Genomic DNA, 22323 nt, shown 5'->3' on the forward strand with positions numbered 1-22323 from the left:
CATGAGCGACGATCTTCTGTTCCGCATCACTATCGATCCCAGCCAGTGCGGGGGCCGTCCGTGCATTCGCGGCATGCGAATCCGGGTGCAGGACATCCTGGACATGCTGGCGGGCGGCGCGAGCCCGGAGGAAATCCTCGCGGACTTCCCATACCTGGAGGCTGACGACATCCGGGCTAGCCTTGCCTATGCGGCCGCAAGCATCGGCGACACCGGCGTGATCGCCGCGTGAAATTCATCGTGGACGCCCAACTCCCCATCGCTCTTACCGAATGGCTGAGAGCGAAAGGGCACGAGGCCGACCATGTTTTTACGCTTCTGACCGTCAATGCGCGTGACCAGGACATCTGGGATTTGGCGCGAGCTGAATCGTGCGTCATCATCACCAAGGATCGCGACTTCGCCATCTGGGCGGCGGACCGTCGGCTCGGGCCTCAGATCGTCTGGCTCCGTCTCGGCAACGCGACCCGGCATGTTCTGATCGACTGGCTTCAACCTCGATGGGCCAGGATCGAACAAGGCCTCCTTGACGGCCTCCATCTGATCGAGGTCCGACCATGACCCAACGCCCCGCCGTCCTGATCATGCAACGGCATCTCGCCCCACTCTCTCCCCTCCTTGAGAGCGCCTATGACGTCTATCGCTTCTGGGAAGGCCCGCCGATCGAGGCCGCCCATGATATCCGCGCCCTGATCGTCACGGGCGAGGCGCCGCTGGACAAGGCGCTGATCGAACAACTCCCCGCCCTCGACCTGATCGCCTGTTTCACCTCCGGCTACGACGGGATCGACGTCGACTGGTGCCGTGAACGCGGCCTGCGCGTCACCCATGCGCCAGGCGTCAATCATGAAGACGTGGCCGATCACGCCCTGGGCCTGATCCTGGCTGCGCGTCGCCAGATCGTCGCGGGGGACCGTCAGGTCCGGTCGGGCGGCTGGACCGCAGAGACCCGCACCATCACCGCCTCCATCGGCGGCCAGAAACTGGGCGTCGTCGGCCTGGGCGCCATCGGCAAGGCGGTCGCCGACCGCGCCGAGGCCTTCCGCATGGAGGTCGCCTGGTGGGGACCCCGCCCCCACGACGCCGAATGGCCCCGCGCCGACAGCCTGCTGGCCCTGGCCAAGGCCAGCGACATCCTCGTCATCGCCTGTCGGGCCGACGAAACCAATCGCGGCCTGATCTCGCGCGTGGTGCTCGAAGCGCTGGGCCCCGACGGCCTGCTGGTCAATGTCTCGCGCGGCCAGGTGATCGACGAGGACGCCCTGATCGCCGCGCTGAAATCCGGCGCCCTGGGCCAGGCGGCCCTGGACGTCTTCATAGAGGAGCCGACCGACCCTTCACGCTGGGCCCACGTGCCGAACCTCGTCGTGACGCCCCACACCGCCGGCGCAACGACCGCCGGGGTGCAGGGCATGCTGATGCTGCTGATGCAGAATCTTCAGGCGCATTTCGCGGGCCAGCCGCTGAAGACGCCGGTCGCGTGATCAACCGGGGCGCCGAGGCGGCTGCGGGCGTTCATCGGCCGTGACGACGCCGTCGCCATTCTTGTCCATGACCTTGAACATGACTTCGGCGCCGGCTTCCATCTCGGTCTTGGTGATACGGCCGTTTCCGTCGCCATCGGCGCGAGAGAGCATCCGGCCGCCGGGCGAAGCCGACAGCTCGGGAGCGTCGATGACGCCGTCCTTATTGGCGTCGATGTGATCGAACATCATCATCATCCGGGCCTTCATGTCGGCCAGGGTCTCGCGCTCAGGCGGACGCATCCCGCCCATCAGCGGCGGACCGGACATCTGCCCGCCCATCGGCGGCTCGGGGAAATCGCTCTGCGCCAGGGCCGGACCGGCGGCGACGAGGGCGAGGGTGGAGATGAGAAGACTGCGCATGGAAACACTCCAAAGGGATTGCATGGGCTTGAACGGACGACAGGTGATTTCCCGTCGCGCCAATTCAAAGGCGGATTTTGCTTGCCAAATCATATAAGGATATCTTTATACGATCCTATGAGCCTGACCGCCGACCAGACTGTCGAAGCCCTTCGCGCCGCCGGCGAACCCACCCGGCTGCGTATCCTCTCCCTGCTGGCCAGCGAAGAGCTTTCGGTCATGGAGATGTCGCGGATTCTCGATCAGAGCCAACCGCGCGTGTCTCGCCATCTGAAGCTGATGACCGACTCCGGCCTGATCGAACGGTTTCCGGACGGCGCTCGCGTCTATTACCGCCTTTCGCACGACGCCCAGGCCCGCCGCCTGATCGACACGGTTCTGGACATCCTCGCCGATGACGCCGGAGAAGCCGATCATCGTCGGCTGAGCGAGGTCCAGAAGGATCGCCAGCAGGCCGCCGAATCCTATTTCGAACAGATCGCCCCCCAGTGGGACCGGCTGCGCTCCCTCTATGTCAGCGAGAGCGCCGTCGAGGCCGCCCTGGAAGAGGCCGTCGGCCCCGGCCCGTTCAAGCGCGTCGTCGATCTGGGCACCGGTTCCGGCCGAATGCTGACCCTGTTCGGCAAGAAGGCCAAGATGTCGGTCGGGCTGGATCTCAGCCAGAACATGCTCAACATCGCCCGCGCCAATGTCTCCAAGGCCGGGCTGAACAAGGTCGAACTGCGCCACGGCGACATCTTCGCCACCCGACTGCCCGCCGCCAGCGCCGATCTGGTGATCGTGCACCAGGTCCTGCACTATCTGGCCGACCCCTTCGCCGCCGTCGCCGAGGCCGCGCGCCTGGTCTGCCCCGGCGGCCGTCTGGTGATCGTCGATTTCGCCCCGCACGACTTTGAACATATGCGCGAGGCGCACCAGCATCGCCGCCTCGGCTTCGCGGATCAGGAGATCAACGGCTGGATGAGCGACAGCGGTCTGACGCCCTCTCCCCCCGTCGCCCTGCCGCCCGACAATGAGGGGCTGACCGTGACGATCTGGACGGCGGAACGACCCGCCGCCCCATCCTTGGCCCAGGCCAGAAAGACCGCATGATGGCTGCGTCATCAACCAATCTCGCCGAAGCCCGCGCCCTGCTGCTGTCGCCCTTGGGGCCAGTCGCCCGCGCCGGCTCGAACCACGACGCCGTGCGCGTCTCCTTCGAATTCTTCCCGCCCAAGACCGACGAGGCCGAGGCCAATCTGTGGAAGGCGATCCGTCGCCTCGAGCCGCTGAACCCGGCCTTCGTCTCGGTCACCTATGGCGCCGGTGGCTCGACCCGCGAACGCACCCACCGCACCGTCCAGCGTATCATCGCCGAGACCTCGCTGCGTCCCGCCGCCCACCTGACCTGCGTCGACGCCAGCCGCGACGAAGTCGATGAGGTCATCGCCGGCTACAAGACCATCGGCGTCGATCACATCGTCGCCCTGCGCGGCGACCCACCCAATTCGGGAGGGATGGGCGGAGGCGGCATCGGCGGCGTCTACCAGCCCCGCGCTGACGGCTACGCCAACGCCACCGAACTGACCGCCGCCATCAGCCGCGTCGGCGGCTTCGACGTCACGGTCGGCGCCTATCCCGAAAAACACCCGGAAAGCCCATCCATCGACCACGACATCGATGTGCTGAAGGCCAAGGTGGACGCCGGCGCCACCCGCGCCGTCAGCCAGTTCTTCTTCGACATCGACGCCTTCCTGCGCTTCCGCGACCGGGTTCGGGCGGCGGGCGTGACCATTCCCCTGATCCCCGGCGTCATGCCCGTGTCCAACTTCGCCGGCCTGACTCGCATGTGCGGCGCCTGCGGGACCAGCATCCCCGATTGGCTGAAAGCCCATTTCGACGGACTGGACGACGATCCGGAAACCCGCCGCTTGCTCGCCGCTTCGGTCGCCGCCGAAACCTGCGCCCGGCTGCACGAAGAAGGCTTCTCCGACTTCCACTTCTACACCCTGAACCGCGCCGATCTGGTCTATGCGATCTGCCGCGTGCTGGGCGTGCGTGAAACCAAGGCCGTGTCCGCGTGAAGAACCCCTCCGTCTCTTCGCTTCGCTTCGAGCCACCTCCCCATTCGCCAAGCGGCGAACAGGGAGGAGACGCAATGGCGCCTGTCTCCTCCCCGTCGCGCAGCGATGGGGAGGTGGCGCGGCGCACTTGCGCCGTGACGGAGGGGCTCTTGCCGTCCCACGGAGTTCAAGCATGACCCGCGCCGAACGCATCGCCGCCCTGCATCAAGCCGCCAAGGAACGCATCCTGGTCCTCGACGGATCCTGGGGCGTCATGATCCAGCGTCGGGGCCTGTCCGAAGCCGACTTCCGCGCCGACCGGTTCGTCGCCGCCAATGGCTATGACGAGGCGCACCAGATGAAGGGGAACAACGACATCCTCTGCATCACCCGCCCCGACATCATCTCGGACCTGCACGACCAGTATTACGCCGCTGGGGCCGACATCTCCGAAACCAACACCTTCTCCGGCACCACCATCGCCCAGGAAGACTACGCCCTCGACGCGCAAGCCGTCTGGGACATCAATCTGGAAGGCGCCAAACTGGCCCGCGCCGCCGCCGACCGCTGGACCGAGAAGGAGCCGCACAAGCCGCGCTTCGCCGCCGGCTCCATCGGCCCGTTGAACAAGATGCTGTCGATGTCGTCCGACGTGAACGACCCCGGCGCCCGCAGCGTGACCTTCGACCAGGTCTATGAGGCCTATCGCCATCAGGTGAAGGCGCTGAACGAGGGCGGCGTCGATCTGTATCTGATCGAGACCATCACCGACACGCTGAACTGCAAGGCCGCGATCAAGGCGATCAAGGACCTGGAGGACGAGGGCATGGACGCCCTGCCCATCTGGATCAGCGGCACCATCACCGACCGTTCGGGCCGCACCCTGTCGGGCCAGACGGCCGAGGCCTTCTGGAACAGCGTGCGCCACGCCAAACCCTTCGCCGTCGGCTTCAACTGCGCGCTGGGCGCCGACCTGATGCGGCCCTTCATCGCCGAACTCAGCCGCGTCGCCGACACCCTGGTCGCCGCCTATCCTAACGCCGGCCTGCCCAACGCCATGGGCCAGTACGACGAGGAGCCGCACGAGACCGCCCACTTCATCGAGGAATGGGCCGCATCCGGCCTGGTCAACATCGTCGGCGGCTGCTGCGGCACGACGCCGGACCACATCAAGCACGTCGCCGAAGAGGTCGCGCCGCTGAAGCCCCGCGCCATCCCGGAACGGCCGGTGGCCTTGCGGCTCTCGGGGCTGGAACCGTTCGAGATGGTGGCGTGATGGCTGCCCTCTTCCGCTCATCCCGGCGAAAGCCGGGACCCAGTTCTTTGGGCGTTAGCCATCAACGCCATGTCATCGCCCCCAATCCCAAGCACCGTGCCTCCCAAAAGCACTGGGTCCCGGCTTTCGCCGGGATGAGCGGAGTTTTTGCGTGAGACCCACCTTCATCAACGTCGGCGAACGGACCAACGTCACCGGCTCGGCCAAATTCCGCAAGCTGGTGGTCGAGGGCGACTATTCGGCCGCCCTCGACGTCGCCCGCCAACAGGTCGAGGCCGGCGCCCAGATCATCGACATCAATATGGACGAGGGCCTGCTGGACGGCGCCGTCGCCATGCGGACCTTCCTCAACCTGATCGCGGCCGAGCCCGACATCGCCCGCGTGCCGGTGATGATCGACAGCTCCAAATGGGAGGTGATCGAGGCGGGCCTGAAGTGCGTCCAGGGCAAGCCCATCGTCAACTCGATCAGCATGAAGGAGGGCGAGCAAGCCTTCCGCGATCATGCGATCAAATGCCTGCGTTACGGCGCCGCCGTCGTGGTCATGGCCTTCGACGAGGTGGGCCAGGCCGACACCGCCGCCCGCAAGATCGAGATCTGCACCCGCGCCTACAACATCCTGGTCAACGAGGTCGGCTTCCCGCCCGAGGACATCATCTTCGACCCCAATATCTTCGCCGTGGCGACGGGGATCGAGGAGCACGACAACTACGCCGTCGACTTCATCGAGGCGGTCAAGGTCATCAAGACCACCCTGCCCTACGCCCGGATCAGCGGCGGCGTGTCGAACGTCTCGTTCAGCTTCCGCGGCAACGAGCCGGTGCGCCGCGCGATCCACAGCGTCTTCCTGTATCACGCCATCGCGGCGGGCATGGACATGGGCATCGTCAACGCCGGCGACCTGCCGGTCTATGACGACATCGACCCCGAGCTGCGCGAGGCGGTCGAGGACGTGATCCTGAACCGGCCCCAGCGGACCAATGTCTCGAACACCGAGCGGCTGGTCGACATGGCCCCTCGCTACAAGGGCGAGAAGGGTCAGGCCCGCGTCGTCGATCTCAAATGGCGCGACCAGCCGGTCGGCAAGCGGATCGAACACGCCCTGGTCAACGGCATCACCGAGTTCATCGAGGCCGACACCGAGGAGGCCCGCCTGGGCGTCGAACGCCCGCTGCACGTCATCGAAGGTCCGCTGATGGACGGGATGAACGTGGTCGGAGACCTGTTCGGCTCGGGCAAGATGTTCCTGCCCCAGGTGGTCAAGTCCGCCCGCGTCATGAAGCAAGCCGTGGCTTGGCTTGAACCCTTTATGGAGGCTGAAAAGGCCGGCAAGCCGCGCGAACAGGCGGGCCGGATCCTGATGGCCACGGTCAAGGGCGATGTCCATGACATCGGCAAGAACATCGTCGGCGTCGTGCTTCAGTGCAATAATTACGAGGTCCTCGACCTGGGCGTCATGGTCCCGGCCGACCGCATCCTGGACGAGGCCAAGGCCCACAACGTCGATATCATTGGCCTGTCCGGCCTGATCACCCCGTCGCTGGACGAGATGGTCTTCGTCGGCGCCGAGATGGAACGGCGCGGCTTCGACATCCCCCTGCTGATCGGCGGCGCCACCACCAGCCGCACTCACACGGCGGTCAAGATCGAACCGGCATATCGCCGCGGCTCGACCACCTATGTCGTCGACGCCTCGCGCGCCGTCAGCGTCGTCTCGGGCCTGCTGTCCAAGACCGAGCGCGCCAAGAACGAGGCCGCCACCCGCGACGAATATATCCGCATCCGCGAGCAGTACGCCCGCGGCCAGGAGGTCAAGGCCCGCGCCACCCTAGCCCAGGCGCGCGAGAACCGCTTCCGCATCGACCCGACCCAGCCCCTGCCCGGCAAGCCGTCCTTCATCGGCGTGAAATCCTTCGACGCCTGGGACCTGCAGGATCTGGCCGACCACATCGACTGGACCCCCTTCTTCGCCAGTTGGGAACTGATCGGCCGCTATCCCCTGATCCTGGACGACGAGATCGTCGGCGAGGCCGCGCGCGACCTGTTCGAGGACGCCAAGCTCATGCTGAAGCGGATCATCGACGAGAAGTGGTTCACGGCCAAGGGCGTGGTCGGCTTCTGGCCCGCCCGCGCCGACGGCGACGACGTCATCGTCTTCGCCGACGAGAGCCGGGACGCCGAAATCGCCCGCTTCCACACCCTGCGCCAGCAGATCAAGAAGTCGAACGGCAAGCCGAACCTGGCTCTATCCGACTTCATCGCCGAAGAGGGCGACGACTATATCGGCGCCTTCGCCGTCACCGCCGGCCACGGCGAGTTGGAGATCGCCAAGCGTTTCAAGGACGCGGGCGACGACTATTCCGCCATCCTGGCCACCGCCCTGGCCGACCGTCTGGCCGAGGCCTTCGCCGAGCGCCTGCACAAGGAAGTCCGGACCCAGTTCTGGGGCTACGCCGCCGACGAGACGACCGGCATCGACGACCTGATCACCGAACAATATCAAGGCATCCGCCCTGCCCCCGGCTATCCGGCCCAGCCCGACCACACGGAAAAGGCCACCCTGTTCCGCCTGCTTCAGGCCGAGGCCAACGCAGGCATGGCCCTGACCGAAAGCTTCGCCATGACGCCCCCCGCCTCGGTCTCGGGCCTCTATTTCGGCCATCCGGGCAGCCACTATTTCGGCGTCGGCAAGATCGATCTGGACCAGGTCGAGGACTACGCCCGGCGCAAGGGCTGGGACGTCGCGACCTGCGAACGCTGGCTGGCCCCCATCCTCAACTACGATCCCTACGCCGCCAAACGCGAAACGGCGGCCTGAGCCCGGGCTCAGACCGCCGTTCCACAATCAACTTCCGCTAATCAGTTAGCGGGCGCCGGCGCCTCAAGCCCGACTTCGGCCGGGGTCGCCGGCGGGGTGGTGATATTGTTCCGGATGCGCCGGGCGGCATGTTCGCAACGCCCCGGCAGACCATAGAACAGCCCAAACGACTGGCTCCGCGCCGCCTCGTCCTTGCTGGCCAGCAAGGGCGCCCATTGAGCCTTGGCGGCTGCTGCCGCCTGTTGCGCGGCAGCCTTGGCCGTCGCCGTCTGGCGCGGCTCGGCCGCCGCCAGAGCGCTGCGGAAGTCCTGCGCCTCAAGCCGCCCCAACCGCACCAGTTCGACGTCCTCGGGCGCACGATCCGTCAGCGTCTCGCCCAAATCCGCATGCCCCGTCACCAGCGCATCACACCATGCCACCAGCGGATAATCCTCCGTCGGCGCCCCACGCGGCAGCGGATTCGCATAGGCGATCGCCTCGCGAACCTTCAGAGCGTCAGCGGTTTCAGCGCCGCGGTTTCCAGTGACGATGGGCCCGTCCTGGTCCTGAGCGAAGGCGGGTCCTGAAGCCAACAGCGAAAGGACGGCTATTCCAGAGACGAACGTTTTCAGCATGGTCTTCCTTGAGAGGCGCCGCGAATAGGCGACGATCACAAACGCTCAACCTAACGGATGGTTTTTCTACGGCGCCGCTTTAACGAAAAAAGGCGGCGGAGCGTTGCTCCGCCGCCTCAGTTTCATCAATCCGTAAAGATCAGTATTTCAGGCGTGCACCGACGAAGAAGTACCGGCCGACCACGTCGAACGTGTTCGGATCGGTGTTGCCGTCGCTCGCGTTATCGAACACCGGCGGTTCCTTGTCTGCGATGTTGCGTACGCCGCCGAAGATTTCGACGCTGTCGTTGAAGTTATAGGAGGCGCTGACGTCATGGTACCAGTAGGAGTCGGTACCGACATATCCTCCGTCTTCGAACGCAGGGATATTCCCTTGGTTGTCCATCGCGTCGATGAAGGTGCCGGAGTAATTAACGCGCACAGGGCCCAAATCGTAACCTAGGGACACATTAGCTTTGTATTCCGGCAGGCTCGCGCTGATGTTGTAGGCGCCGACAGTGCCCTTGTACTCGATACCATCCAGCTCATAGCTGTCGAGGTAGGTTACGTTCAGCGCGATATCCAGTCGCTCACCCCAGAAGCCACCAGCCCACGGTACATTCCAGCCATAACGGGTCGAGAAATCAATGCCGCTGGTTTGCAGTTCCGAGACGTTGCCCAGCGGAGCGCGGGCCTTCAGGTTGCCAGCCGCATCGCGATAGATGAGCGGCAAACCGATGCCGGCATCGTTACATTCTGCGACCGACGAAACAGCAGCGCCGGTCGTGCCAGATGCGGCTGCACCAGCTGCGAAACAGGCGCCGACGATGCCGGATACGCCGCCGCTGATTGTGCCGATATAGTCTTCAACCGAGATGTCGTAATAGTCGAGCGACATAGACAGCCCGGACACGAACGTCGGTTGCCACACCACACCAAGCGTGACCGTATCAGACTTTTCCTCGCTCAAGTTTGGGTTGCCATAGAAGAACGATTCCGTCTGCGTGTTCTGCGCGACAAAGCTGTTTGCGACAGGATCGAAGCCGAGTTGCGCCGTGCAGAAGTTCCGAACGCCCGCGGACAAGGTCCGGGCAGCGCCCGAGCTGGGGTTAACGGTCGTGCAGGGATCGAGGACGGCCGGGAAGCCCTGGTCGTTTGCTTGGAACAGCTCGAAAACGTTCGGGGCGCGGACGGCGCGCTGATAAAGACCACGCAAGCGCAGGCTTTCGACCGGCTCCCATGAACCACCAGCCTTATAGGCGTACACCTTACCCACAGTGTCGTAATCCGACATGCGGGCTCCGAGTTCAAGGTCCAGCGACTTGACGAATGGCAGGTCTCGCAACACCGGCACTGCCGCTTCAACGTAGACTTCCTTAGATGAGCTGCGACCAGCAACAGGACGTTCCGCATTAAAGCCGAAGATGTCGCCAGACGCCTTTGCAGCGTCCGGGGTGAAGCTCAGCTTGTCTTCCCGATACTCGGCACCGAAGGCGACAGATAGCGGGCCGGCCGGAAGTTCCACCACCGTACCGGTGACATTCAAGGTCAGATTCTGACGCTCAAAAATGCTGGTGTCAGCGAAGTCCAGCCGAATGAAGTTAGCCGCTGCGGGCGTAATCGTGCCGGCGCCGAACATGTTTACCGGCACACAGCCCGGGAAGATTTGCAAGGAGGAGGCGGCGCAACTTGTCGCAGTGCCCCCAGCAGCCAAAGCGGCCGCCAAGCGTGAGCGCGAGACGTCGTTTTGGATCGAGGTGCGAAGCTCAGACCGACCATAGGCATAAACGCCTTCGGCGGACCAATCACCGCCAAGGTCGGCACGCAAGCCGCTATTGAACTGCAGCACGTTAGTGTCGTGGGTTTCGACACGAGCCCCAACTTCAACCATCCGGCGATCGAAGTTCAGCGGCAAGGCTGGATTGGGGCGCGTGTTCGCATAGGCAAGCAAGGCTGGCGAGTTCTGAACGAAGTAGTTGCCATAGGGGATGCTGATGCCCGTGGCGGGCGTGGGAGCCAACTGGATGTTGTTCTGAGTCTTTGTGTAGAAGACTTCAGTGAAAGCCGTCAGGGTCTCATTGATATCATAATGGCCTATCAGAACCGCGTTGTAGCGCTCCGAGGGCGACTGAAGCAGATTAACAGCTGAGAAGTTGTAGCGGTCGCTGGCGGCGCTCAGTCCAAAATCATTGTTAAACGGGCCAGGAACGCCGGGCGTACGGAAGGAGCGACGGCAGGGCGTCGCCGTCGCGCAACCAGCAGCGGAATACGGATTAGTGCCGAGATTGTTCAACCCGCCGTAAATACCGGTCCCGGATCCACCCGCGTTGCTAACGAGCGCCCAATCACGATCCTCGTTTGGCAAGAATCCGTCGCGATCAGCATAGCCAACGAAGCCTGTTACATTGCCACGACCATCGGAGCTGTTTGCGCCGAACGTCGCCGAAGCATTGAACTGTTCACCGTCTCCGAAACCGGAGATGCCGTATTGAGTGCTGATCTCCAGCCCTTCAAAATCGTCCTTAAAGATGAAGTTCACGACGCCAGCCAAGGCGTCAGAGCCATAGGTCGCAGATGCACCGCCACTGACGACCTCGACCCGCTCAATCAGCGCAGCCGGGATGCTGTTGAGGTCAACGGCATTTGACTTATCGAACGGAACGAAACGGCGTCCATTCACCAAGACCAAGGTGCGGCTGGCGCCGAGACCACGTAGATCGACCGTCGCCGAGCCATTTGCCGGGTTGTTGGAGTTGGCAGAGAAGCCGGGCACGACTTGCGGCAACTGATTAAGTATCTGCTCCACGTTCACATCGCCGCGCGCCTGAATCTGCTCGGCCGTAACCGTTGTTATTGGGCTGTTAGCCACATAGTCCTGCCGCGCGATGCGGGACCCGGTGACGACGATTTCCCCAACGTCGGCGGCGCCTTCTTGCGACTGGGCAAGGGCCGGGCTGCTTGCTAGGGCCAACACGGCGCCACCAATCATGGTGGTCGCAAGCAAGCTGCGGCGATATTTGGCGTTGTTCAAGGATAGCTCTCCCGTGATTGGCACAGCCCCGCGCAGCGGGTTGCCAAATCCATATCCATTCCCCCAACCGGACGGCTGGTTGTGTCGAGAGCACACCAAAGCAACTTGTTAGTCCAGCAGGAAGACGCAATGTGGTCACAAGGGCGTCGTCTATGTCACGGTTATGACACACCTTGCGGTACGTCATCTCATTATCGCCACCCGACTCGCATACGGTGCCGGCTCCGGAGTGCATGACGCGGTGACCAGTTGCGCCGCCATGAGACAGATGAAAGCCGCCACGACGGGCTGGAGCCGATTCGAGACAGCGAAGGCGATAGAACGGGCCATGACCGGCGCTCCGAGACAGGTTACCGAGGCGTTAAGGCAAGGCCCAGGCCAGCTTCGGAGCGAGCGACCGTGATTCCCTTCTTACGTGATTTCGACTTCGCCTATGGGCGGCGGGACCAGGTGTCGCCGCTGGTGCAACGGGTGATCGCCGACAATCCGGGGCCCTTCACCTTCACGGGCACGGGGACCTACATCGTGGGGCGGCCACAGGCGGGGTCGGCCGTCGCGGTGGTCGATCCGGGACCGTTGGACGAGACGCACTTGACGGCCTTGTTGGCGGCGGTGGAGGGCCGGAGGGTCAGCCATGTCTTGGTGACCCACACCCATCGCGATCACGCCCCCCTCGCCCGCCCCTTCGCCGAGCGAACAGGCGCAAGGATTCTGGCGGCCCGCCCGCCGGCGCACGAAACCCACGCTTCAGGTGCGCTGGACGAAGACGAGGACGACGGATTCACCCCGGACGTCGTCTTGGCGGGCGGTGAACAGATCGAGGGAGACGGCTGGACCATGGAGGCCATCTTCACGCCCGGCCACGCCTCGAATCACATGGCCTTCGCTCTGAAAGAGGAAAACGCCCTGTTCAGCGGTGATCACGTGATGGGCTGGGCGACCAGCGTCGTGGCGCCGCCGGACGGAAACATGCGGGACTATATGGCCAGCCTGGAAGCGGTGATCGCCCGGGACTTCACAACTCTATGGCCGACCCACGGCGCGCCGGTGACGAATCCCGCGCCCTTCCTGAAGGCCTATCGGGCGCATCGACTGGAGCGGGAAGCCCAGGTAGTCGCTCGTCTTCTCGCCGGAGATCGAACAACGGCGGAGATGGTGCCGGTTCTCTATGCGGCGACCGACCAGCGGCTGTGGCCCGCGGCTTCACTGTCTGTCCTGGCCCACCTGATCAAGTTGGTGGAAGACGGCGCGGCGACGGTCGCGGGCGCACCCGGACTGCACGCCGAATTCCGTCCCGCCTAACGAACTTCCTCTTCCAGCGCCGCGACGATCTTGCCCATCAGGCGGCAGGTCGCGCCGCCGTCGGGTCTGGAATCGCGCGCAGCGACGCGGATGTCGGTGCGACCAGGCCGGATGCGGATCACGGCGTCATAGGCGAAGCCGAACCAGGCGCCTTCATGAACCCCTTCCACCTCGAAGGTGGCGGCGCGAACGACGGGGAATCCGGCGTCCACCAGGGCCGAGGCGGCTTGTTGCGCCAGGACCTGGGTCGGGATCGAGCGGGCGGCAGGGCAGGTTTCCGGCCCCGTCACACCCGAGATGTCGCGGTGCATGGCCGCCAGACGCCTATAAACCGGAGGTTCTGCAATATGAGTGCTGATGTCGCGCGGCGTCGGCTCGGCCAGGCGTCGCCCCTGATACAAGAAAACGCCCAGGGTCGCGCCAGCCAGCATCAGGGCGATTGCGGCGAAGACCCAACGCCGCCGCAAATCCCGCAGCGTCAGAACCACCACGGCCAGGGCGCCGACACATCCGAGCCAGGCCAGTCCTCGCGCTACCGTCCATGTCAGCAGATCATAGGTGATCGCCCGGTCCACCCCGCCAAACAGGGTCGCCGCCATTGCCGCCACCACCAGAACCACGGGCGCCGCCGTCAAGGCGGTCAGCCATGGGATCAGCGCGGGGACAGGCTTGCTCGACGGCATCGGCGCTCCATGGAGTCAGGCGGGCTGGGGATCAGGCGGGCTGGACGTCGGGCAGACGGTAGTCTTTCATCCGCTCGCGCAGAAGCTTCTTGTCGATCTTGCCGGTGGCGCCCAGCGGAATCTCATCCACCGCCACCACATCGTCGGGCATCCACCATTTGGCGATCTTGCCGTGCAGGAAGTCGAGATGCTCCTGCTTGTAAAGCGTCTCGCCGTCCTTCAGCTTGACCAGCAGGACCGGGCGTTCATCCCATTTGGCGTGGGCCGCGCCGATCACGGCGGCCAGTTCGACCTTGGGGTGGCCCACGGCGATGTTCTCGATCTCGATGGAGCTGATCCATTCCCCGCCGGACTTGATTACGTCCTTGGACCGGTCGGTGATCTGCATGAAGCCCAGTTCGTCCACCGTCGCCACGTCGCCGGTGTCGAAGAAGCCGCCGGCGTCCAGGATCGAACCTTCCTCGCGGAAATAGCCCCGGGCCACGGTCGGCCCCTTGACCATCAGATGGCCGAAGGTGGCGCCGTCGTGCGGCAGTTCACGGCCGGCGTCGTCCTTCAGCGTCAGCTCTATCCCCAGCGGCGGCGTCCCCTGTTTGGTGCGGTATTTCAGCTGGTCCTCGAACGGCAAAGCCGCCGTCTCGGGCGTCATGTTCGACAGGGTCCCGATGGGCGAGGTCTCGGTCATGCCCCAGCCCTGAAGCACCTCGATGCCATAATCGTCATGGAAGGCGCGGATCAGGCTCTCCGGCACGGCCGATCCGCCGATCAGCACCCGGTTGACGGTCGACAGCTTCAGTCCGTTCTGACGCATATGGGCCAGCAACCCCTGCCAGACCGTCGGCACGGCGGCGGAGAAGGTGACGCCCTCGGTTTCCAGCAGTTCGTACAGGCTCTCGCCGTCCATCCGGGCGCCCGGCATCACCAGCTTGCAACCCGATGCGGGACCGACGAAGGCGATGCCCCAGGCGTTTGCGTGGAACATCGGCACGACCGGCAAAATGACGTCGCTGGTCTTGCCGCCGACCACCGAGGACTGGAGCGCCATGAAGGTGTGCAGGAAGTTCGAGCGGTGCGAATACAGAACCCCCTTGGGGTTCCCCGTCGTACCCGAGGTGTAGCAGAGGCCGCAGGCTGTGCTCTCGTCGAACGCGCCCCAGACGGCGTCTGCAGACTGTTCCGCCACGATCCGCTCATAGGATTGCGCGCGCGGCAGACGGGTCTGCGGCATATGGGCGTCGTCGGTCATGATGATGACCCGCTCGACCTTGGGGATATGCGGCAGGATGGCTTCCAGCAACGGCACGAAGGTCAGGTCGGTGAAGATGACCCGATCCTCGGCATGGTTGATGATATAGACAAGCTGCTCCGGGAACAGGCGGGGGTTCAGCGTGTGGCAGACCGCCCCCATGCCCATGACGCCGTACCAGGTCTCGATGTGACGGTCCGTATTCCAGGCCAGGGTGGCGACCCGGTCGCCCGGCTGTATGCCCCACGCCTTCAGCGCGTTGGACACCCGCTTGGCGCGGTCGTGGACCTGGCCGTAGGTCGTGCGGACGATGGGCCCCTCGACCGAGCGAGTGACGACCTCGTGGTCCCCATGCCAGTTCTTCGCATGGTCGATGATCTTGTCGACCGTCAGCGGCCAGTCCTGCATCAAGCCCAGCATGGTGCGTCTTCCTTGTCCCTTGGTGCGTCTGCTTGGCTGCGACGCTTGGACGGAGGCTATCATTGGTGATCAGTGATAAGCAACGTCACGTCACGTCATCCTCGCGCGACGGATCGTCCCCCGTGGCGCTGAGACATTAGGCGCCCTAGAAGCCGGTTCATGGCCATATTGATCGCAATCACGGGGGGCTCCGGCTCCGGCAAAAGCACGCTGGCGGAGGCGCTGGTCTCGGCCCTGCCTGAAGGCAAGGCCGTGCTGATGCGCGAGGACTCCTACTACAAGGACGCCGCCAGCCTGCCCGGCTTCGACGCTGCGACCTTCGATTTCGACGACGTCGCCGCGCGTGACCACGACCTGATGATCACCGACCTGAAGGAACTGAAGGCGGGCCGTTCGATCACCGCGCCCCTCTATTCCTTCATCCACCACGGACGCGAATCGGGCGGGGAGCCGATTCCGGCGGCCGAGGTGGTGATCGTTGAGGGCACCCACGTCCTGTGCACCGCCGACCTGACCGCCCTGTTCGACATCCGGGTCTTTGTGGACACCCCCGCCGACATCCGCTTCATCCGCCGCCTGCTGCGCGATCAGTCCGAGCGCGGGCGGTCAGCGGATTCGGTCGTGGCCCAGTATCTGGCCACGGTTCGGCCGGGTCACGAGCGGCTGACCGAGCCCTCGCGCACCCATGCCGACTTTATCATCGCCGACGCCACGGCGGCGGTTCGGCTGGAGGATCCTCAGGCCGTGGTGCGTCTGGCGGCGCCCGTCCTGGCCCACCCCCTGCTGCTTTCGCTGCTGGAGGCCTGACGACAGTCCCGTCGAAAGCGGATCGATTCGTTTTCTGTGGACGCCGTCGGCGGCGCTGCGGGTTCCTCGTTTCGAATCACCCAATCTGAGGCAAGCTCTCGGCATGAACGCTCAGGTCGCCACCGTCGAACTTCAGGCCCGGACCGCCACGGCCGCCGCCGATCATCCGGAGCGGCAGTATCTGAACCTGCTGCGCGACATTCTGGACAATGGCGTGCGCCGCGACGACCGCACCGGCACCGGAACCCTGGGCGTCTTTGGCCGTCAGATGCGGTTCGACCTGTCCAAGGGTTTCCCGGTCCTGACGACCAAGAAGCTGCACCTGCGCTCGATCATCGTCGAACTGCTGTGGTTTCTGCGCGGCGAGACCAATATCGGCTGGCTGAAGGACAATGGCGTCCGCATCTGGGACGAATGGGCCGACGCCGAGGGCGAGCTGGGCCCGGTCTATGGCAAGCAATGGCGGTCCTGGACCGCGCCTGACGGCCGCGTCATCGACCAGATCGAGAAACTGGTCCACGGCCTGAAGACCAACCCCAACAGCCGCCGCCACATCGTCACCGCCTGGAACCCGGCCGACGTCGACGACATGGCCCTGCCGCCCTGCCACTGCCTGTTCCAGTTCTTTGTCGCGGACGGCAAGCTGAGCTGCCAGCTGTATCAGCGCAGCGCCGACGTCTTCCTGGGCGTGCCCTTCAACATCGCCTCCTATGCCTTGCTGACCATGATGCTGTGCGAAGTCACGGGCTATGAGCCGGGCGAGTTCGTTCATACGTTCGGAGACGCCCACCTGTATCTGGACCACCTGACACAGGCCGAGCTTCAACTGACACGTGAGCCGATGGCGTTTCCACAGTTGGCGTTCAAGCGCCGCCTACGAGACATCTTTGAATTCCAGATCTCAGATATCGAGATCGAAGGTTATCTTGCTCACCCGCACATCGCTGCCAAAGTGTCCAAGTAAGCGTGGAGCGCCCGTCTCTTTTTATCGGATCTTCGCGAGAGGCGATGGACGTCGCCTATGCGCTACAGAAAAATCTTGAGTATGAGTCCGATCCAACAGTTTGGGATCAGGGAATTTTCCGTCCCATGCGTCAGACACTGGTCGACCTGACCGACGAGGCGACACAAACTGATTTCGCCGTTTTCGTCTTCGCGCCCGACGATGTAGCCGACATCCGAGGTGAGACCAAAGCCATTGTGCGAGATAACGTCCTATTCGAGCTAGGGCTTTTTATCGGCGCCTTGGGCGTGGAGCGTTGCTTCATCGTCGCTCCACGCGATGCAGCCAACTTCCACCTGCCCACCGACCTCCTTGGACTCGAGCCGCTTCGCTACACTGCAGATCGTAGGGACGGTCGGCTACGAGCAGCCTTAGGGCCAGCGAGCCATGAAATCCTGTCGGTTGTGCGTCGTTCAGGGAGGCTTCGGGCAAGATCAGCCGAGCGTGAACCTGATCGTCCCGCTCTGTCTGCTGTCACCCTCGACATCCACCGCCTCACCAGACGTTTTATTGACGACTGGAACGGGGTGGAGCTAGCGCCCTTTAGAAAACGTCTGAGTTCCCCGATTCCAATGCATCTTCTTGAAGACGAGGATGGTTTGGCGACAGAGGCGGTCAGGAATATCTTCTACTTCCTGAATACAATGGCAGAAGCCTTGTTGGCTGGCGGGATCGTCGAAGATGAAGCTCGTCCGATTTTTGAGAAACCAGTCCGCCAGATTTGGACACAGGCCTTCACCTATCTTGCGCCGCTGAATCTCGCTGACGAAGCATGGGATCCATTGCCGGCGATCGCGCAGTTGGACCGCCACTGGCGGAAGGATACGCTGTGATCCTCTCAGACCTAACCACCGCCGTCCTGCGCATCTCCGACATCTACGCTGAAGCCCACAGCATCGACCGAGACCGCGACTGGGCTCTGTTGAAGCTCCAGGAAGAGCTGGGCGAACTGACGGCCGAGCATCTGCGTCTATCCGGACGGGCGCGCGGAACGCCCGACGCTGACGCCCTGGGCGACGAGGCGGCCGATGTTCTGGGCATGCTACTGATCTATTGCGCGGGCGCAGGCGTTGATCTGGAAACGGCCATGCGGCGCAAATGGCTCAAATGGCTCGAACCCCAGACGGAAGACACGCCATGAGCATTCCCCTGATCTCCCTGGTCGTCGCGCGCGGACGCAACGGCGTCATCGGCCGCGATGGCGATCTGCCCTGGCGGCTGCGCTCAGACCTTCAGCGGTTCAAGGCCATCACCGTGGGCAAGCCCTGCCTGATGGGCCGCAAGACCTGGGAGAGCCTGCCGCTGAAGCCCTTGCCCGGCAGGCTCAATCTGGTGCTGACCAAGGACGAGTCCTATGAGGCCGAGGGCATGTCCAAGGGCGCCCTGGTCTGCGCCACCCTGGACGAGGCCATAGAGATCGGCCGCGAAACGGCCGAGGAGGACGGTGTGGACGAAATCTGCGTCATCGGCGGCACCGCCGTGTTCGAAGCCGTCCTGCCGCGCGCCAAACGCCTCTACATCACCGAGGTCGAGGCCTCGCCCGAGGGCGACGCCGTCTTCCCGGCATTCGACGAAACGGCATGGGTCGAGGTATCGTCGGAATCCCATCCGGCTGGCGAGAAGGACGATCACGCCTTCACCTTCCGGGTGCTGGAACGTCGCTAGGAGAAGTCGATGTACGTCACCACCACCAACGACCTGCCAGGCTTCCGCGTCACTCGCCATATCGGCCTGGTGCGCGGCGTGACGGTGCGCTCGCGCAACGCCATCTCCGACGCCATCGGCGGGGTCCAGTCCATGCTGGGCGGCCGGGTCGGCGCCTATGTGAAACTGGCCGAGGCCGGGCGTCAGGAAGCCTATGACGAACTGGTCAAACACGCCGAGGCCCACGGCGCCAACGCCATACTGGCCGTTCGCTACGACGCCACCGAGATCATGCCCGGTGTGACCGAGGTGCTGTGCTACGGCACGGGCGTGATCGTCGAGCCGGCCTGAACCGGCTCGACGTCTCAGGTCAGGACAGGGTCATCAGGTCTGCGCGTTCGAAGTTGCGCAGTTCGTCAGACCGGCCGTCGCGGATTTTCTGCACCCAGTGCGGGTCGGCCAGCAGGGCGCGGCCGACCGCAACCAGGTCGAACTCTTCATTCTCCAGACGACGCAGCAGGCCGTCCAACGAGGCAGGTTTGGACCCTTCGCCGCCGAAGGCTGCGATGAATTCCCCGTCCAGCCCCACCGAGCCGACGGTGATGGTCGGCTTGTTCATCAACTTCTTGGTCCAGCCGGCGAAATTCAGGTCCGAACCCTCGAACTCGGGCTCCCAGAAGCGGCGCTGCGAGCAGTGGAAGACATCGACCCCGGCGTCCGACAGGGGCGTCAGCCATTCGACCATCTGGTCCGGCGTCTCGGCGATCCGGGCGGCGAAGTCCTGCTGCTTCCATTGCGACAGGCGCAGGATCACAGGGATGTCGTCGCCCACGCCTTCGCGCACCGCCTTGACCACCTCGGCGCCGAACCGGGCGCGATCAGTGATGGTCGGGCCGCCCCAGCGGTCCTCGCGCACATTGACTCCGCCCCAGAAGAACTGGTCGATCAGATAGCCGTGGGCGCCGTGGATTTCGACGGCGTCAAAGCCCAATTCGCGCGCCGCGCGCGCCGAACGACCGAAGGCGGCGATCGTGTCAGCGACGTCCTCTTCGGTCATCGGCTCATACTTGGCCTTGCCCGGCGCCGTCAGGCCCGACGGACTGTCCACCTTGCCCAGCGGCGACCAGGCCTCGCCCTGCCCCCGCGCCGATCCGACATGCCAGATCTGCGGCGCGATCAGCCCGCCGGCGGCGTGCACCTCGTCCACCACCGCCTTCCATTGCGGCAGGGCGTCGCCGTGGAAGACCGGAACATTGGCGTCATTACGGGCGGCGGGCCGCTCCACGACCGTGCCCTCGGTAACGATCAACCCCACGCCGCCCTCGGCCCGTCGGCGATAATAGCCGGCCACATCGGAGGTCGGGATGCCGTTGGGCGAGAAGGACCGCGTCATGGGGGCCATGACGATGCGGTTGGGCAGGGTCAGCCCCTTGATGGTGAAGGGGCGAAACAGGGCGTCGACGCTCATCGGATCTCCTTGGGTATCGGTAAGACCCAAGGTGGCGAACAGGGTTGCGTTTGAAAACCCCCACGGTAGGGATATTTTCTAAAGCTCGAGCGCAGCCGCGATACGGTCAGCGACGATAACGAACCGGGCGGCAATGTCCCCCGATGGATTGGCGGCGACCGTCGGAACGCCGGCGTCGCCCCCCGCTCTCAATGCGGCGTCCAACGGCAGATCGCCCAGGAACGGGATCGCCAGACGTTCGGCCTCGGTCTTTGCGCCGCCTTGTCCGAACACCGAACCGCTCATGTTCTCGATCAAACCCAGAGTCGGCACATTGACCCGCTGGAACAGGGTGTGCGCCCTCCGCGCATCGGCCAGAGCCACTTCCTGCGGCGTCGAGACGATGACGGCGCCGTCCAGCGGCGTCTTCTGGATCAGGGTCAGTTGTACGTCGCCGGTGCCGGGCGGCAGGTCTACCACCAGCACATCCAGCGGAGCCTCGGCCGTGCCCCACCGGGTCTGGGTCAGCATCTGGGTGATGGCCTGCGACGCCATCGGCCCGCGCCATATCATGGCGTCGTCCATCTTGGTCAGCAGGCCGACCGACATGGCCTTCAGACCATGCGCCTCATGCGGAACAATGGCGCCGTCCTCATAGGCGGGCTGACCGCTGATCCCCAGCATGGTCGGCAGCGACGGGCCATAGACGTCAGCGTCCAGAATTCCGACCGACAGGCCGCGCGCCGCCAGAGCGACGGCGAGGTTGACCGCCACCGTGGACTTGCCCACCCCGCCCTTGCCGCTGGCGACGGCCAGGACGCGGCGGACATGCGCCGGACGGTCGGTGGGGACCGGCGCCTTGGCCCGTCCCTGATCCACAGCGGCCTTCGAAAGACCGGCTGTGCGCGGCGCCGGCTTGCTGAGCCCCGGTTTAGCCTCGGCCGTCAGGATCACCGACACCCGGTTCATACCGGGCACGGCCTTCAATGCCGCCTCGGCGGCGTCCCGCACCGGGGCATAGGTCGCGACCAGACTGCGATCAACCTCCAGCGCAAAACCGGCCCGATCCTCCGCGACGACCAATCCCTGGACGAGGCCAGAGGCCATCAGCCCCTGACCGGAAATCGGGTCGGTGACGGCGTCCAGGGCGGCGATGACAGCGGAACGTTCGACCAAGACGGTCTCCACAAGACTTGCAGGCGATAAGGGGCGCGTTCTATCGCCCATGGATGCCGCCCGCGAGCCTCGATTTGTCCCAGCCGCCATTAGTCACCCTGATCGCCGGTCCCACCGCCTCGGGCAAATCGGCCCTGGCGTTGAAGATGGCCCGCGAGACCGGCGCCGTGATCATCAATGCGGACAGCCAACAGCTCTACGCCGACCTCCGCATCCTGACCGCCCGCCCGTCGCCAGATGAAGAGGCGCTGGCCGACCACCGCCTCTACGGCGTCGCCGACGCGGCGGAGGCTTGGTCTGTCGGCAAATGGAGCCGGGCGGCTCTGGATCTGTTGGACGCCGCGCACGCCGAAGGCCGGCCGGCGATTCTCGTCGGCGGCACCGGCTTGTATTTCAACGCGCTGACGCGTGGGCTGGCGGACATTCCGCCTGTGCCTAAGGACGTCCGCGACACGGTGGAAGCGGACTATGCCGCATGGGGCGAATTGGCCTTCCGCGCCCGTTTGGCCGAGCACGACGCCAACGCCGCCCGGACCATCGCGCAAGGCGACCGCCAGCGGTTGATCCGGGCCATGAGCGTCCATTCGGCCAGCGGGCGCGCCTTGAGCGACTGGAAGGCGGATACACGCCCGCTGCTCGCGCCGGGGTCGTGGACAGGGCTTGTCATCGAACCCGACCGTGTCGCCCTGTATGCAAACTGCGACCAGCGTGTGGATCTGATGATGGAGAACGGCGCACTCGACGAGGTTCGCGCGCTGATCGCGCGAGGCCTGTCCCCGGCTCTCCCCGCCATGAAGGCGGTCGGAGTGCGCGAACTCTCGGCATATTTGGCCGGAGAGATCGGCCGGGATGAAGCGATCGACGCCCTGAAACAGGCGACCCGGAACTACGCCAAACGCCAACTGACCTGGTTCAGGAACCAGACCCCGGACTGGACGCGGGTCTGAAG

The 22323-nt window shown here is 64.6% G+C and carries 22 protein-coding genes; 15 read left to right on the plus strand and 7 right to left on the minus strand.

Annotation, left to right across the window (positions count from 1 at the left end; all coding sequences use genetic code 11):
* Position 1 precedes the first annotated feature (1 nt).
* From ACW177_RS09605 to ACW177_RS09615, 3 genes are read left to right on the plus strand one after another with little or no spacing between them, the layout of a single operon-like run.
* Positions 2-232, plus strand: coding sequence for a DUF433 domain-containing protein (locus ACW177_RS09605; protein ID WP_492025501.1), 231 nt, complete (start codon positions 2-4; stop codon positions 230-232).
* The gene (locus ACW177_RS09610; protein ID WP_492025502.1) at positions 229-561 is read left to right on the plus strand and encodes a DUF5615 family PIN-like protein; all 333 of its coding nucleotides are present in this window, start codon (positions 229-231) and stop codon (positions 559-561) included. The genes ACW177_RS09605 and ACW177_RS09610 overlap by 4 nt, the downstream gene beginning before the upstream one ends.
* Positions 558-1484 (plus strand): 2-hydroxyacid dehydrogenase, encoded by a 927-nt coding sequence (locus ACW177_RS09615; protein WP_492025503.1) that lies wholly within the window; start codon positions 558-560, stop codon positions 1482-1484. Before ACW177_RS09610 ends, ACW177_RS09615 begins: the two co-directional genes overlap by 4 nt.
* Here the strand turns inward: ACW177_RS09615 and ACW177_RS09620 are convergent, their stop codons facing one another.
* Entirely contained in the window at positions 1485-1886 is a 402-nt protein-coding gene (locus ACW177_RS09620) for an EF-hand domain-containing protein (RefSeq protein ID WP_492025504.1), read from the minus strand.
* Between the two features lie 117 nt (positions 1887-2003).
* On the opposite strand from ACW177_RS09620, the gene ACW177_RS09625 reads away from it, so the two are divergent.
* From ACW177_RS09625 to metH, 4 genes are all read left to right on the plus strand, one after another.
* Positions 2004-2978: an ArsR/SmtB family transcription factor gene (locus ACW177_RS09625; RefSeq protein WP_492025505.1), complete on the plus strand. Its 975-nt coding sequence runs from the start codon at positions 2004-2006 to the stop codon at positions 2976-2978.
* Complete coding sequence (gene metF, locus ACW177_RS09630; RefSeq protein ID WP_492025506.1) at positions 2978-3949, plus strand: methylenetetrahydrofolate reductase [NAD(P)H]; 972 nt, start codon at positions 2978-2980, stop codon at positions 3947-3949. The genes ACW177_RS09625 and metF overlap by 1 nt, the downstream gene beginning before the upstream one ends.
* A 172-nt stretch (positions 3950-4121) precedes the next feature.
* Entirely contained in the window at positions 4122-5204 is a 1083-nt protein-coding gene (locus ACW177_RS09635; protein ID WP_492025507.1) for a homocysteine S-methyltransferase family protein, read from the plus strand.
* A gap of 151 nt (positions 5205-5355) precedes the next feature.
* Positions 5356-8022, plus strand: coding sequence for a methionine synthase (metH, locus tag ACW177_RS09640; protein ID WP_492025508.1), 2667 nt, complete (start codon positions 5356-5358; stop codon positions 8020-8022).
* Between the two features lie 41 nt (positions 8023-8063).
* On the opposite strand, the gene ACW177_RS09645 is transcribed toward metH, so the two are convergent.
* Positions 8064-8636: a hypothetical protein gene (locus ACW177_RS09645; protein WP_492025509.1), complete on the minus strand. Its 573-nt coding sequence runs from the start codon at positions 8634-8636 to the stop codon at positions 8064-8066.
* 139 nt (positions 8637-8775) lie between these two features.
* Entirely contained in the window at positions 8776-11646 is a 2871-nt protein-coding gene (locus tag ACW177_RS09650) for a TonB-dependent receptor plug domain-containing protein (RefSeq protein ID WP_492025510.1), read from the minus strand.
* A gap of 399 nt (positions 11647-12045) precedes the next feature.
* Here ACW177_RS09650 and ACW177_RS09655 point away from each other — a divergent pair, with 399 nt between their 5' ends.
* Positions 12046-12948: an MBL fold metallo-hydrolase gene (locus ACW177_RS09655; protein ID WP_492025511.1), complete on the plus strand. Its 903-nt coding sequence runs from the start codon at positions 12046-12048 to the stop codon at positions 12946-12948.
* Here ACW177_RS09655 and ACW177_RS09660 read toward each other — a convergent pair.
* Both ACW177_RS09660 and ACW177_RS09665 read right to left on the minus strand, forming a co-directional pair.
* Complete coding sequence (locus ACW177_RS09660; RefSeq protein ID WP_492025512.1) at positions 12945-13631, minus strand: DUF1499 domain-containing protein; 687 nt, start codon at positions 13629-13631, stop codon at positions 12945-12947. The genes ACW177_RS09655 and ACW177_RS09660 overlap by 4 nt on opposite strands.
* Positions 13632-13662: 31 nt before the next feature.
* On the minus strand, positions 13663-15297 hold the full coding sequence (locus ACW177_RS09665; protein WP_492025513.1) for a long-chain-fatty-acid--CoA ligase: 1635 nt from the start codon (positions 15295-15297) through the stop codon (positions 13663-13665).
* Between the two features lie 159 nt (positions 15298-15456).
* Here ACW177_RS09665 and udk point away from each other — a divergent pair, with 159 nt between their 5' ends.
* The 6 genes from udk to ACW177_RS09695 all read left to right on the plus strand — a co-directional run bounded on the left by udk (position 15457) and on the right by ACW177_RS09695 (position 19102).
* Positions 15457-16104, plus strand: coding sequence for a uridine kinase (gene udk, locus ACW177_RS09670; protein ID WP_492025514.1), 648 nt, complete (start codon positions 15457-15459; stop codon positions 16102-16104).
* A gap of 103 nt (positions 16105-16207) precedes the next feature.
* Positions 16208-17068 carry a thymidylate synthase gene (locus tag ACW177_RS09675; protein ID WP_492025515.1) on the plus strand — a complete coding sequence of 287 codons (861 nt, stop codon included), beginning with the start codon at positions 16208-16210 and terminating at the stop codon, positions 17066-17068.
* Positions 17069-17112: 44 nt separating this feature from the next.
* Positions 17113-17940 carry a nucleotide-binding protein gene (locus ACW177_RS09680; RefSeq protein ID WP_492025516.1) on the plus strand — a complete coding sequence of 276 codons (828 nt, stop codon included), beginning with the start codon at positions 17113-17115 and terminating at the stop codon, positions 17938-17940.
* Positions 17937-18248, plus strand: a complete 312-nt coding sequence (locus ACW177_RS09685) for a phosphoribosyl-ATP pyrophosphohydrolase (protein WP_492025517.1) — start codon at positions 17937-17939, stop codon at positions 18246-18248. Before ACW177_RS09680 ends, ACW177_RS09685 begins: the two co-directional genes overlap by 4 nt.
* Entirely contained in the window at positions 18245-18772 is a 528-nt protein-coding gene (locus ACW177_RS09690) for a dihydrofolate reductase (protein WP_492025518.1), read from the plus strand. Before ACW177_RS09685 ends, ACW177_RS09690 begins: the two co-directional genes overlap by 4 nt.
* A gap of 9 nt (positions 18773-18781) precedes the next feature.
* Complete coding sequence (locus ACW177_RS09695) at positions 18782-19102, plus strand: YbjQ family protein (protein WP_159851431.1); 321 nt, start codon at positions 18782-18784, stop codon at positions 19100-19102.
* A 19-nt stretch (positions 19103-19121) separates the two neighbouring features.
* On the opposite strand, the gene ACW177_RS09700 is transcribed toward ACW177_RS09695, so the two are convergent.
* Both ACW177_RS09700 and ACW177_RS09705 read right to left on the minus strand, forming a co-directional pair.
* Positions 19122-20219, minus strand: a complete 1098-nt coding sequence (locus tag ACW177_RS09700) for an NADH:flavin oxidoreductase (RefSeq protein WP_492025519.1) — start codon at positions 20217-20219, stop codon at positions 19122-19124.
* A 78-nt stretch (positions 20220-20297) separates the two neighbouring features.
* The gene (locus ACW177_RS09705; protein ID WP_492025520.1) at positions 20298-21374 is read right to left on the minus strand and encodes an Mrp/NBP35 family ATP-binding protein; all 1077 of its coding nucleotides are present in this window, start codon (positions 21372-21374) and stop codon (positions 20298-20300) included.
* Positions 21375-21427: 53 nt separating this feature from the next.
* On the opposite strand from ACW177_RS09705, the gene miaA reads away from it, so the two are divergent.
* Complete coding sequence (miaA, locus tag ACW177_RS09710; protein ID WP_492025521.1) at positions 21428-22321, plus strand: tRNA (adenosine(37)-N6)-dimethylallyltransferase MiaA; 894 nt, start codon at positions 21428-21430, stop codon at positions 22319-22321.
* Positions 22322-22323: the final 2 nt, after the last annotated feature.

The sequence above is a fragment of the Brevundimonas sp. AVps23W genome (assembly GCF_058681395.1).